This window comes from Streptomyces sp. NPDC059002 (assembly GCF_042740435.1).
In the GTDB taxonomy this organism is placed as follows: domain Bacteria; phylum Actinomycetota; class Actinomycetes; order Streptomycetales; family Streptomycetaceae; genus Streptomyces.
Genome location: NZ_JBHYJI010000010.1, coordinates 151,125 through 163,695, shown reverse-complemented (window position 1 = coordinate 163,695; position 12,571 = coordinate 151,125). Strand labels below are relative to the sequence as shown.

Here is a 12,571-nt window from a genome sequence, read left to right as displayed (position 1 = left end):
CTCACCCCTCCCCCGCCCGCGGCACCACGAGACCCGACTCGTACGCCGCGACCACCGCCTGCGTGCGGTCGCGCAGGCCCAGCTTGGCGAGCACGCGGCTCACATGGGTCTTCACGGTCTCCTCGCCGACGTGCAGCCGCGCGGCGATCTCCGGATTGGACAGGCCCTCCGCGATCAGGCGGAGCACCTCGGTCTCGCGGGGCGTGAGGGCGTCGACGCGGGGCGCGGGGGCCGCCGTCCTGCCGGGCCTGATCCGGGCGAACTCGGCGATGAGGCGGCGGGTGACCGTCGGCGCGAGCAGGCCCTCGCCCGCGGCGACCACGCGGACCGCGTCGAAGAGGTGCTCCGCGGTGACGTCCTTGAGCAGGAACCCCGCGGCCCCCGCGCCCAGCGCGTCGTACACGTGCTCGTCGAGGTCGAAGGTGGTGAGGATGAGGACTCGGGTGCCGCTCCCCGCTGCGGCCAGGCGTTCCGTCGCCTCGATGCCGTCCATCACCGGCATGCGTACGTCCATCAGGACCAGGTCGGGGTCCAGTTCGCGGCAGAGCCTGACGGCCTGGGCGCCGTCCGCCGCGGTGCCGACGACCGTGAAGTCGGGCTGGGTGGCGAGCAGTCCGGCGTAGCCGAAGCGGACGACCTCGTGGTCGTCGGCGATGACGATGCGCAGCGGGGCGGCGGGGACGGCTCCTTCGGCCCCTGGGGCGTCTTCGGCCTTTGCGGTGTCTTCGGCCTGTGCGGTGTCCGCATCCGGGTGGGTGCTCATGCGGCCTGCTCTCGTGCCGGGACGGGGAAGGTCGCCTCGATCAGGAAGCCGCCGTCGCGCGCCGGGCCCGCCCGCAGCGCGCCGCCCGCCATGGCGGCGCGCTCCCGCATGCCGAGCAGGCCGTGGCCGCTCGCGCCGTCCGGCGCAACGCGCGGGCTCGGGCCGTTGTCGCGCACGCGCAGGCGCAACACGTCCTGGGAGTAGCGGAGTTCGACGTCGACGGCGGCGCCCGGCGCATGGCGGCGGGCGTTGGTGAGGGCCTCCTGGACGATGCGGTACGCGGTGAGTTCGACGCCCGCTTCCAGGGGGCGGATCGGCCCCTCGACGATCAGCCGCAGCGCGCCGCCGGACGCGTCCCGTGCCTCGTCGACGAGTTCGGCGAGCTGCTCGATGCCCGGCTGCGGGCGGCGCTCGGGCACCGTGGCGGGGCCCGCGTCCTCGCGCAGGACGCCGAGCAGGCGACGCATCTCGGTGAGCGCGGTGCGGGCCGTGTCGCCGATGGCGAGGAAGCGTTCGGCGCCGGCGGGGGGCAGTCCTTGGGTGGTCAGCCTCGCGGTCTCGGCCTGGACGGCGATCATCGAGATGTGGTGGGCGACCACGTCGTGCAACTCCCTTGCGATCCTGGCCCGTTCGCCGCGCGCCGCGTGTTCGAGGAGGGTGTCGGCGATGGCCCGTTCGGTGGCGCTGTGCGCGAGCGCGGTGTCGCGGGCCCTGCGGGCGAGCCCGGTGCCCGCCGCCGCCGCGGTGCAGACGGCGATGAGCGCGGTGAGGAACCGGGACCCGGTGTCGCCGGTCTCCGGCGCGGTGACGGCGTACCCGACGAAGGGCGCGGGCAGCAGCACGGCCAGCGCCTTCGGGCCCCGGCGTCCGGTGACGCAGAGGGCGAAGAGGAGCGCGCAGAGGCCCGCCCCGGTCAGGACGTGGAAGGGGGTGAGCGCGAGCAGCCCGGCGGCGGCGCAGACCACTCCCGCGGCGGCCGCGGCCCGGGCACCGCCGGGGCGGCGCGCGGGGGCGAGCACCGCGACGGGGGCGGTCGCGCCGAGGGCCAGGGACAGGGCGAGCGGCAGCGGGACCCGGCCGTCCGCGCGCAGCAGCACCTCGCCCGCCGCGGCGAGCGCGAGCAGCGCGGCGGCCACGACCGGGGCTTCGGGGTGCCCCTCAAGGGACCGCGGCCACCGGGGAGTTGTCGCTTTCACGGATGTCATTGTCACGGGTGCGGGCGGCGGTGGGGTCCCTCACGTGAGGGATACGAAGACGGCTCCGGCGCGTGACGACCGCCGCCCCCTGCCGTCCTTAGCCTCGCTTCGTACGGTTGGCCTCGGGGAGGAACGGGACACATGGAAGCCACGATCGACGTACGGGAGTTGCGCAAACGGTTCGGGTCCGTCACCGCGGTGGACGGGCTCTCCTTCGGCGTCGGCCCCGGCCAGGTGACGGGGTTCGTCGGGCCCAACGGCGCGGGAAAGTCCACCACGTTGCGCATCCTCCTCGGCCTCGACGCCGCCGACGGGGGCACCGCGCTGATCGGCGGCCGCCCCTACCAGGCACTGCGCACCCCGCTGTTGGAGGTCGGCGCGCTGCTGGACGCGGCCGCCGTGCATCCCAGCAGGCGCGGGCGCGACCATCTGCTGTGGATGGCGCACTCGCACCGGATCCCTACGCGCCGCGTGGACGAGGTGCTCGACCTGGTGGGGCTCGGGGAGGCCGCGCGGCGCAGGGCAGGGGGCTATTCGCTGGGCATGCGGCAGCGGCTCGGCATCGCGGCCGCGCTGCTCGGCGATCCGCCGGTGCTGCTCTTCGACGAGCCGGTCAACGGCCTCGACCCGGAGGGCATCCGGTGGATCCGCGGGTTCATCAAGGGGCTCGCCGCCGAGGGGCGTGCGGTGCTCGTCTCCAGTCATCTGATGAGTGAACTGGAGGACACCGCCGACCACTTGGTCGTCATCGGGCGCGGGCGCGTGATCGCCGACACGAGCGTACGGGAGCTGCTCGCCGCCGCGTCCGGCGACCGCGTCGAGGTGCGCACCGCCGAACGCACCCGGGCGATGACCGTCCTCGCGGACGCGGGCGCGGGGGTCGCGGCCACCGGCCGTGACACGCTCACCGTCTCGGCGCTCGACGCGGAGCGCGTGGTGGCGCTGCTCGGCGGCGCGGGCGTGGCGTTCTCCGGGGTCGCGGCGCACCGGGCGACGCTGGAGGAGGCGTACATGGAACTCACCAGGGACGCCGTGCAGTTCGCGGCGGACGAGCCCGCCGCGGGGCCGGGGCGCGCCGGGGACGCGGAGGGTGTCCGATGACCGCCGTCACGCCCCGCCGCACCGCCGCCGTGCCCCTGGGCCGCGACGGCTTCCCGCAGCTGCTCCGCGCCGAGTGGACCAAGCTGCGTACGGTGCGCCGCTGGGGATTCACGCTGCTCGGCGCGGTCCTGGTGACCGTCCTCGTCTCCGTCTTCTCCGCGGCGAGTTCGTCCAGCGAGACGACCCGGGGCGGCGGCGGTCCCGGGCCCACCGGGTCCGACGGGAAGCCCGTGCAGGACGCCTTCTCGTACGCGCACCGCACGCTCACCGGCGACGGCAGCGTCACGGCCCGGGTGTCCGTGCCCGCGGGGCGGAGCCCGGGGGACACGCCGGAGTGGGCCAAGGCGGGGGTGCTGGTGAAGGAGAGCACGCGGCCGGGCGCCGACTACGCGGCCCTGATGCTCACCGCACGCCACGGGGTGCGCCTGCAGAGCGAGTTCACCCGTGACGTGGCGGGCTCCGGCGCCGCGCCCGGCGACACCCGCTGGCTGCGCCTGACGCGGCAGGGCTCCACCGTCACCGGGTACGAGTCCACCGACGGCCGCGACTGGGACAAGGTCGGCACGGTCGGCCTGGACGGCTCCGGGCGCTCGGCGGGGACGCCGAGGACGGTGGCGGCCGGGTTCTTCGTGACGTCGCCCGACATCCAGTCCAGGGAGCGCGAGTTCGGCAACGCCTCCATCGACCAGCGTCCTTCGCGGTCGACCGCGCGCTTCGACGAGGTGACGCTGAGCGGGCGTGCGGCGCCCGCGCAGTGGCGGCACACCGACGTGGGCGGGGACCCGGGGCGCGGGGCGGGCGAGCTGCGCCGGACGGGCGACGGCTTCACGCTCAGCGGTTCGGGCGACATCGCCCCGGCTCCGCCGCCCAACGATCTGACCGTGATGGCCCTGGAGGGCGCCCAGTTGGGGCTCGTCCTGATCGCGGCGCTCGGGGTGCTCTTCATCACCGCCGAGTACCGGCGGGGCATGATCCGCACCACCTTCGCCCTCAGTCCGCGGCGCGGCCGGGTGCTGCTCGCCAAGGCCGCGGTGATCGGCGCGGTCACGTTCGCCGCCGGGCTCGTCGCCGCCTTCCTCTCGTATCTGCTCAGCGAGCCCCGTCTGCGGAGCGGCAACAGTGCGCGGCTCTTCGACGACCTCACCCTCGGCGACGCTCCTGTGCTGCGCGCGGTCGTCGGGACCGCGGCCGTGCTCGCCCTGATCGCGGTCCTCGCGCTGGGGCTCGGCGCGCTGCTGCGCGGCACCACGGCCGCGATCACCGTCGTCGTGGTGGTGTTCGTGCTGCCGCTGATCCTGCTCAGCACGCTGCCGCTGGACCTGGCCCACGCACTGCAACAGCTCACGCCGGTCGCCGGGTTCGCGATCCAGGGGACCCTGCCGCGCTACGACCAGGTGGCGTCGGTCTGCCTGCCGGAGGAGGGCTGCTATCCACAGGGCCCCTGGACCGGTCTCGCGACGCTCGCCGCGTACGTCGTCGTGGTGCTCGGCGCCGCGGTGTGGCGGCTGCGCAGGCGGGACGCGTGACGGGGCGGGGAGCGGGCCGGGGGCTCGGCGCGGTGCACGCCGAGTGGACCAAGCTCCGTACGCTGCCCAGCACATGGTGGCTGCTGCTCGCCGTGGTGGCGCTGACCGTGGCCGCGGGCGCCATGGTCACCGCGGCGCTGTCCGCAGGGGACTGCCCGGACCCGGCCGCGTGCCACGAGGACACCGTGAAGCTCAGCCTCACCGGGGTGTGGCTGGGGCAGGGCGCGGTCGTCGTCCTCGCGGTGCTCGCGATGAGCGGCGAGTACGGCACGGGCACGATCCGTACGACGCTGGCGGCGGAACCGGGGCGGGTGCGGGTGCTCGCCGCGAAGGCGCTCGTGGTGTGCGGCCTGACGGTGGCGGCGGGCGCGGTCGGCGTCGTCGGATCGCTGTTCGCGGGGCGGGAGTTGCTGGCCGCCGACGGGTTTCCGGTGCCGGGTCTGATGGCGGGGGCGACGCTGCGGGCGGCAGCGGGTTCGGTCCTCTATCTCGCGCTCGCGGCCCTGGTCGGCCTCGGTGTGGCGACCGCCCTGCGCGACACGGCGGCCGCGGCCACCACGGCCCTCGCCCTCTTCTACGCCCTTCCGCTGCTCGCGGGGCTGCTCGCCGACCCCGACTGGCGGGAGCGGGCGGAGGAGTTGACGCCGTCGACGGCCGGGCTCGCGATCCAGGCGACGGTCCATCCGGAGCGGCTGCCGATCGGGCCGTGGGCGGGGATCGGGGTGCTCGGCGGGTACGCGGCGGCGGCGCTGCTCGCGGGCGCGCTGGTGCTGCGGTCGCGGGACGCCTGAGGACGGGGCCCGCACGGGAAGGGGCCTCCCGCCGTGACGGCGGGAGGCCCCTTCCTGCTCAGGTGCTGAAAGCGTCAGCCCAGGATCGAGAGCGCCTGGTTGAGCGTGGCCGACGGGCGCATGACCGCCGAGGCCTTGGTGACGTCGGGCTGGTAGTAGCCGCCGATGTCGGCCGGGGAGCCCTGCACCGCGATGAGCTCGTCGACGATGACCTGCTCCTGCTCGGACAGCGTCTTGGCCAGGGCCGTGAACGCCTCCGCGAGCTGCGCGTCGTCGGTCTGCTTGGCCAGCTCCTGCGCCCAGTACAGGGACAGGTAGAAGTGGCTGCCGCGGTTGTCGATGCCGCCGACGCGACGGGTCGGCGACTTGTCCTCGTTGAGGAAGGTCGCCGTCGCGCGGTCGAGGGTGTCGGCGAGGACCTGGGCGCGGGCGTTGCCCGTGCTGGTGGCCAGGTGCTCGAAGCTGGCCGCGAGCGCGAAGAACTCGCCCAGGCTGTCCCAGCGCAGGTAGTTCTCCTTGACCAGCTGCTGGACGTGCTTCGGGGCGGAGCCGCCGGCGCCCGTCTCGAAGAGGCCGCCGCCCGCCATCAGCGGGACGACCGACAGCATCTTGGCGCTGGTGCCGAGCTCCAGGATCGGGAACAGGTCGGTCAGGTAGTCGCGCAGGACGTTGCCGGTGACCGAGATGGTGTTCAGGCCCTGGCGGATGCGCTCGACGGAGAGCTTGGTGGCCTCGACCGGGGACAGGATCTTGATGTCCAGGCCCTCGGTGTCGAACTCCGGCAGGTACTGCTCGACCTTCTTGATCAGCTGGGCGTCGTGGGCGCGGCCCTCGTCCAGCCAGAACACGGCCGGGTCGCCGGTGGCGCGGGCGCGCGTGACGGCGAGCTTGACCCAGTCCTTGATCGGGGCGTCCTTGGCCTGGCAGGCGCGGAAGATGTCGCCCTCGGCGACCTCCTGCTCCAGGACGACGTTGCCCTTCTCGTCCACGAGGCGGACGGTGCCCGCGGCCGGGATCTCGAAGGTCTTGTCGTGCGAGCCGTACTCCTCGGCCTTCTGCGCCATGAGGCCGACGTTCGGCACGGAGCCCATCGTCGACGGGTCGAAGGCGCCGTTGGCGCGGCAGTCGTCGATGACGACCTGGTAGACGCCGGCGTAGCTGGAGTCCGGCAGGACGGCGAGGGTGTCGGCCTCCTGGCCGTCCGGGCCCCACATGTGGCCGGAGGTGCGGATCATGGCGGGCATCGAGGCGTCGACGATGACGTCGGACGGGACGTGCAGGTTGGTGATGCCCTTGTCCGAGTCGACCATGGCGAGCTCGGGGCCCTCGGCGATCTCGGCCTCGAAGGACGCCTTGATCGCGGCGCCGTCGGGCAGCGCCTCAAGGCCCTTGAGGATGGCGCCGAGGCCGTCGTTCGCGGACAGGCCGGCGGCGGCGAGCGTCTCGCCGTACTGCGCGAAGGTCTTCGGGAAGAAGGCGCGCACCACGTGACCGAAGATGATCGGGTCGGAGACCTTCATCATCGTGGCCTTGAGGTGTACGGAGAAGAGGACGCCCTCGGCCTTGGCGCGGGCGATCTGCGCGGTCAGGAACTCGCGCAGCGCGGCGACGTGCAGGACGGAGGCGTCCACGACCTCGCCAGCCAGGACCGGCACGGAGTCCTTCAGGACGGTGGTGGTGCCGTCGGCGCCCGCCAGCTCGATGCGGAGCGCGCCCGCCTCGGCGATGGTCGCGGACTTCTCGGTGGAGCGGAAGTCGTTCTCGCCCATGGTGGCGACGTTCGTCTTCGAGTCGGCGGTCCAGGCACCCATGCGGTGCGGGTGGGCCTTGGCGTAGTTCTTGACCGACGCGGGGGCGCGGCGGTCGGAGTTGCCCTCACGCAGGACCGGGTTGACGGCGCTGCCCTTGACCTTGTCGTAGCGGGCGCGGATGTCGCGCTCCTCGTCGGTCTTCGGGTCGTCCGGGTAGTCGGGGAGCGCGTAGCCCTGGGCCTGCAGCTCGGCGACCGCGGCCTTGAGCTGCGGGATCGACGCCGAGATGTTCGGCAGCTTGATGATGTTCGCCCCGGGCGTCTTCGCCAGCTCGCCGAGCTCGGCGAGGGCGTCGGAGATGCGCTGGCTCTCCTCGAGGTGCTCGGGGAAGCTCGCGATGATCCGGCCCGCGAGCGAGATGTCACGGGTCTCCACGCTGACGCCCGCCGTCGCGGCGTAGGCCTGGACCACCGGCAAGAACGAATGGGTCGCCAGGGCCGGGGCCTCGTCAGTGTGGGTGTAGATGATGGTCGAGTCAGTCACCGGGTGCTCCGCTCCGCGTCTGCAACATTGCTCGACATCAAGATATCTCCTACCTCCCCCCGTACGGACAGGGCCCTCGGGGTCCCGATCTGCGTAGACACTGTCTACGCACTCTGGTAGACAGTGTCTATGAGCGAACAGGAAGCCGGTCTTCGGGCCCGGCTCGTCACGGTCGGGGTCGAGTTGCTGGCGACCCGGGGAGTACAGGCGCTGTCCCTGCGGGAGATCGCGCGCGCTGCGGGGGTCTCGCACGGGGCGCCCCGGAGGTACTTCCCGACACATGCGTCCCTGCTCTCCGCCATCGCGCGGCAGGGCTTCACGGACCTGGCGGAACAGGCCGAGCAGGCCGTCGGCGGCAGTGCGGCGGACCCGCGTGCGCGGCTCATGGCGCTGGGCCGGGCCTATCTCGCCTTCGCCGCCGAGCACTCCGGCATGTTCGAGCTGATGTTCCGCCACGACCTCCTGGAGAACAGCGGGCTCGGCCTGCGGGAGACCAGCCTGCCGCTCTTCGACGCGCTGGTCGGCCTGGTCGCCGAGGCCCGCCCCGCGTCCGCCGCAGGACCCGGGGCACGCATCGTCGCGGGTGCGCTGTGGGCGAACCTGCACGGCATCGCGCAGTTGTGGGGATGGGGCAGTCTGCGCCTGGCCTCGGGGGCCGATGACGTCGACGCGCTGCTCGCGGCCGCGCTCGACGCGCACCTCGGACCGGCCGCCCCATGACGTGCGCTCCCGCGCTCCGCCGCAACCTCACCCTCGCCTGCAGCGTCGTCGGCGCCATGATCGTCGCGCTGGACGGCACCGTGCTCACCGTCGTCCAGCCCGCCCTGCAGCGCGATCTGGACGCCTCGTTCGCGCAGGTGCAGTGGACGAGCACCGGCTACCTCATCGCGGTGGCGAGCCTGCTCGTCTTCGCGGGACGGCTCGGCGACCGGTACGGACACCGGCGGATCTTCGCCGTCGGGATCCTCGGCTTCGCCGTCACGTCGGCGGGCATCGCGCTGGCGTCCGGCATCGGCTGGGTGATCGCGCTGCGGGTGGCGCAGGGCGTCTGCGGGGCGCTGCTGCAGCCCGCCACCCTCGGGATGCTGCGGGCCGCGTTCCCGCCGGACCGGCTCGGCATGCCCATCGCGCTGCGGACCAGCGCCATCGGTCTCGCGGCGGCCACGGGGCCGCTGCTCGGCGGGGCGCTCGCCACCCATCTGGGCTGGCGTTCCGTCTTCCTCCTCAATGTCGTGCCCGCGCTCGCGATCGGCGTCATCGCCCTCGCAGTCCGGCTGCCCGCACCGCACCGGCAGGGCCCCGCGCCCCGGCTCGACGTGCCGGGCGCCGCGCTGCTCGCGGTGACCCTGGCCTGCCTCGTGCACGCGCTGGCCGGTGTCGCGGGGACCGGGCCGACGGCGGGCAGCGCGGTCGGACTCCTGGTGGCGGCGTGCGCGGGCGGCGCGTTCGTCCGGCACGAGCGGCGCACGTCGGGCCCGCTGGTGCCGCCCCGGCTGCTCGGCTCCCCCGCCGTGGGACCGGCGCTCTGCGTGCTGCTCGCCGCGTCCGCCGCGATGTTCGGCGCGCTCTTCGTGGCGACGTACTTCCTTCAGGACGTGCTCGCGCTCGACCCGCTGCAGAGCGCCGTCAGGGCGCTGCCCCTCGCCGTGACGATGGTGGTGGGCGCGCCGCTGGCGGCCGTACTGCTGCGTCGGCACGGGCCGCGGCGCACGGTCACGACGGCGATGGCCGTGCTCACCGCGGGCGTGCTCGTCCTGTCGCGGCTTGGCACCGACCCGGCCGCCGCGGCGGTCGGCGGCGGCTTTCTGCTCGTCGGCGCCGGGTTCGGCACGGTGATGGTCGCCGCGACCGCCGTCGTCGTACGGCATGCCCCGGTGGGCGACGCGGGGGTCGCGGGAGGGCTCCAGCAGACCGCGATGAACATCGGCCCCGCGCTCGGCGTCGCCCTCGCGACGGCGCTGATGACCCTGCTCGCACCGGTCGCCGCACGGCCCGGCGCCGCCCAACCGCACGGCACCGAAGGGGACTTCGTCGCCGCGATGGACCCGACGCTGACGGTCCTCGCCGCGGTCGCGGCGCTCGGCGCGGTGGTGGCGGCCCGGCTGCCGCGCCGGACCGCCGACCGCCCCGCGCCGCACGCGGTCAGCGCAGCGCCGCCTCCACCATCCGCAGGGTCCGCACCGACTGCGCCTCCTGCGCGGGACCGTCGAGCCGCAGGGTGAAGGCGGCGCTGGTCACGGCGGTGGCACCGTCCGCGGTGACGCCGCACTCGGAGACGCAGCCGAGGCTGGTCCCGCCGTGGAACCAGATGCCGTCGCCGATCCCGGCCACCGGACGCCAGGCGATGCCGAGTCCGTAGCGGACGCCGGGCGCCGGGATCCAGTCGTCGGCGGGCACCGTCCGCCGCATCGCGGCCAGTTGCTCCTGCCGCAGCAGCCGCCCGCCGAACAGGGCGCGCAGGAACGCCGCGTGGTCGCGGGTCGTCGTGATGACGCAGCCGTCCGCTCCCCCGCCGAAGCCGATGCTGGTGTCGGTGGGGCGACTGCCCTTGGGGAAGTACGTGTATCCGGTGGCCGTCGGCCGCGGCACGTACGGCGACGTGCCCGGCGTGAACGTGTCGCGCAGGCCGAGCGGCTCGATGATCCGCTCGTGCACCTCCTGGGCCCAGGGGTGTCCGGTGACCGCCTCGATGACCAGTCCGGCCACGACGTAATTGGTGTTGGAGTACGCCCAGCGCCGCTCCCCCGCCGGGTTGTCGGCGTCGGGCAGCCACCGCGGCGCCTCGCCGAGCGCCGCCGTCAGCTGTTCCTCGGGGGTCTGCGCGCGGAACCGGTCGCGGCGGTAGGCCTCCGGGGTGAAGTCGTCGGGGCCCACCCTCGCGAGGTAGTCGTTGAGGCCGCTGGTCTGCCGCAGCAGGTTGGCGACGGTGATCCGGCGGCCGTCGTTGCCGTGGCCGCGGACGGCTCCCGGCAGCCACCGGTCGACGGTGTCGGTGAGCTTCAGCCGTCCCTCGCCGACCAGTTGGAGGGCGACGGTCGCGGTGAAGGTCTTGGTGTCGCTGCCGATCCGGTAGTACGCGTCCCAGGGCACGGGTTCCCGCGACCCGAGGTCGGCGACGCCCGCGCGGGCCGTCGTCCGGCCGTGCGCGCCCTGCACCTCGGCGAGGACGCCGGTCACCCCGGTGTCCAGGATCGCGTCGACATCCTTCTGGAGCGCGGACTTCCCGGGCCGTGACGCGGGCTTGTGCCCTGTGGCGGCCCTGCTCGCCGGGGCGGCGGCCGCCCCGGTGAGCAGGGCGGCGGTGGCCGCGAGGCCGGTGCGCCTGGTGATCATCGCCGCACCCCGGCCTTCGGCGCGGGGTGCGGGCACGTGAGGTCGGCGGCGGGCAGCTCGCCGTCACGCAGATAGTCGTTGACGGTCCGGTCGGCGCACGGGACGGGGGTGAGGCCGTCGTTGCCCCGCCCGTACACGCCGTGCGCGCGGATGTCGGCGGTGAGCAGCCGGGATCCGGTGAGCCTGCGGTGCAGGGCGAGGGCTCCTTCGTAGGGGACGTTGTTGTCGTGGCGGGCCTGGAGCATCAGGACGGGCACGGCGTTGCCGATCTTCGTGCCGGGCTCGCGGGGCGCCGCTCCCCAGAACGCGCAGGGGGCGATCATCGAGTTCACATAGGGCCCGAAGACCGGCTGCGTGGCGCGGCTGCGCTGCATGTTCTTCCAGTACGTCGCCGGTTTCCCGGGCCACCCGCCCGCGGGCCAGCCGCCGTCGCCGCACATGAACATCGCGCCGCCGATCATGCTGCTCTCCAGCTCGGGCGAGTTCAGGAGCTCCAGGAGTCCGGCGAGTGCGGGCCCCGGCTCGATCTGCTCGCCCGCGGCCGCCTTCGTCAAGTCGGCGACCACGCTGGCGAGTTGCTCGTCGTTCTCCTCGTGCTGCACGAGCTGCTTGAACAGGATGCGCAGCAGCGGCGCGTTCAGGCGCTGTCCCGCGACGGGGACGGGGTGCCGCTCTGCGTGGCCGAGCAGCCGCTCCACGTCGGCCCGCAGACGCCCGCTGAGTGCCGCCTCTGCGGGCGCTCCCGACCGCTGGAACAGCTCGTACTGCGTGGCGGCCGGGTCGGTCGAGGAGTCGAGCACGATCCGGTCCGCCCTGCGGGGGAACAGCTGGGTGTAGACGGCGCCCAGGTCGGCGCCGTACGAGACGCCGTAGTACGACAGCTCGCGCTCGCCGAGCGCGGCGCGGATGGCGTCCATGTCGCGGGCGACGTTGCGGGTCGAGGCGTGCGGCAGTAGCGCGGCGTTGTCGCCGTGCTCCTGGCAGCGGCGAGCGGTGTCGCGGGCGGAACGCACCGAGGCGTCGAAGTCCCGGCGCGGCGTGGTGCTCTCGCCCGGCGGGGTCGGGCGGGGCGCGGGGCCGCAACTGAGCGGGGTGCTCTCGCCGAGGAAGCGCGGGTCGAAGCCGATCAGGTCGTAGCGGTCCGCGACGTCCTTGAGCGCGGGGCGCAGGGCCAGGGTGTTGGCGAGGCCCGTGCCGCCGGGGCCGCCCGGGTTGGAGAGCAGGACGCCGCGCCGCTGGCCCGGCGACTTCGCCTTGATCCGGGAGATCGCGAGCTGGATCGTACGGCCGCCGGGGTCGGCGTAGTCGAGCGGGACGTCGAGCTTCGCGCACTGCGCGCCCGCCTCGTTCAGCTCCTTCTGCTCCGCGGAACAGGGGCCCCAGGCGACCGTCCCGCGAGGTCTCTGCGGGGCGTGCGGGGCGTCCTGCGGGGCGGCGGCGGCAACCCCGCCGGCGAGGAGGCCGGCGAGGCCGAGGCCCGCGGTGACTGCTGACGCGATGCGCATCGTGCTCCTTGGTGGGGGTTCCGGTGGGCCGGGGGTTCCGGCCGGTCGGTTCCGGTGGGTCC

At 74.3% G+C, this 12,571-nt stretch carries 10 protein-coding genes; 5 read left to right on the top strand and 5 right to left on the bottom strand.

Going from position 1 to position 12,571, the window contains the following annotated elements:
• Position 1: 1 nt before the first annotated feature.
• Positions 2-763, bottom strand: coding sequence for a response regulator (locus ACFWZ2_RS12385; protein WP_384545009.1), 762 nt, complete (start codon positions 761-763; stop codon positions 2-4).
• Positions 760-1,959, bottom strand: coding sequence for a sensor histidine kinase (locus tag ACFWZ2_RS12380; protein ID WP_384545008.1), 1,200 nt, complete (start codon positions 1,957-1,959; stop codon positions 760-762). Before ACFWZ2_RS12380 ends, ACFWZ2_RS12385 begins: the two co-directional genes overlap by 4 nt.
• A gap of 141 nt (positions 1,960-2,100) precedes the next feature.
• Here ACFWZ2_RS12380 and ACFWZ2_RS12375 point away from each other — a divergent pair, with 141 nt between their 5' ends.
• From ACFWZ2_RS12375 to ACFWZ2_RS12365, 3 genes are read left to right on the top strand one after another with little or no spacing between them, the layout of a single operon-like run.
• Complete coding sequence (locus ACFWZ2_RS12375; protein ID WP_384545007.1) at positions 2,101-3,060, top strand: ABC transporter ATP-binding protein; 960 nt, start codon at positions 2,101-2,103, stop codon at positions 3,058-3,060.
• Positions 3,057-4,586, top strand: a complete 1,530-nt coding sequence (locus ACFWZ2_RS12370) for an ABC transporter permease subunit (RefSeq protein ID WP_384545006.1) — start codon at positions 3,057-3,059, stop codon at positions 4,584-4,586. Before ACFWZ2_RS12375 ends, ACFWZ2_RS12370 begins: the two co-directional genes overlap by 4 nt.
• Positions 4,583-5,377 carry an ABC transporter permease subunit gene (locus tag ACFWZ2_RS12365; protein ID WP_384545005.1) on the top strand — a complete coding sequence of 265 codons (795 nt, stop codon included), beginning with the start codon at positions 4,583-4,585 and terminating at the stop codon, positions 5,375-5,377. The genes ACFWZ2_RS12370 and ACFWZ2_RS12365 overlap by 4 nt, the downstream gene beginning before the upstream one ends.
• Positions 5,378-5,451: 74 nt before the next feature.
• Here the strand turns inward: ACFWZ2_RS12365 and ACFWZ2_RS12360 are convergent, their stop codons facing one another.
• Positions 5,452-7,671, bottom strand: a complete 2,220-nt coding sequence (locus ACFWZ2_RS12360; protein WP_384545004.1) for an NADP-dependent isocitrate dehydrogenase — start codon at positions 7,669-7,671, stop codon at positions 5,452-5,454.
• Between the two features lie 129 nt (positions 7,672-7,800).
• Here ACFWZ2_RS12360 and ACFWZ2_RS12355 point away from each other — a divergent pair, with 129 nt between their 5' ends.
• Entirely contained in the window at positions 7,801-8,391 is a 591-nt protein-coding gene (locus ACFWZ2_RS12355; protein ID WP_384545003.1) for a TetR/AcrR family transcriptional regulator, read from the top strand.
• Positions 8,388-9,893, top strand: coding sequence for an MFS transporter (locus tag ACFWZ2_RS12350; RefSeq protein ID WP_384545002.1), 1,506 nt, complete (start codon positions 8,388-8,390; stop codon positions 9,891-9,893). Before ACFWZ2_RS12355 ends, ACFWZ2_RS12350 begins: the two co-directional genes overlap by 4 nt.
• On the opposite strand, the gene ACFWZ2_RS12345 is transcribed toward ACFWZ2_RS12350, so the two are convergent.
• Together ACFWZ2_RS12345 and ACFWZ2_RS12340 are read right to left on the bottom strand one after the other, a co-directional pair.
• Positions 9,814-11,004, bottom strand: coding sequence for a serine hydrolase domain-containing protein (locus ACFWZ2_RS12345; RefSeq protein WP_384545001.1), 1,191 nt, complete (start codon positions 11,002-11,004; stop codon positions 9,814-9,816). The two genes, ACFWZ2_RS12350 and ACFWZ2_RS12345, sit on opposite strands and share 80 nt — an antisense overlap.
• A complete protein-coding gene (locus ACFWZ2_RS12340; RefSeq protein ID WP_384545000.1) occupies positions 11,001-12,509 on the bottom strand; it encodes an alpha/beta hydrolase in 1,509 nt (502 codons plus the stop codon). Before ACFWZ2_RS12340 ends, ACFWZ2_RS12345 begins: the two co-directional genes overlap by 4 nt.
• Between the last annotated feature and the right edge of the window lie 62 nt (positions 12,510-12,571).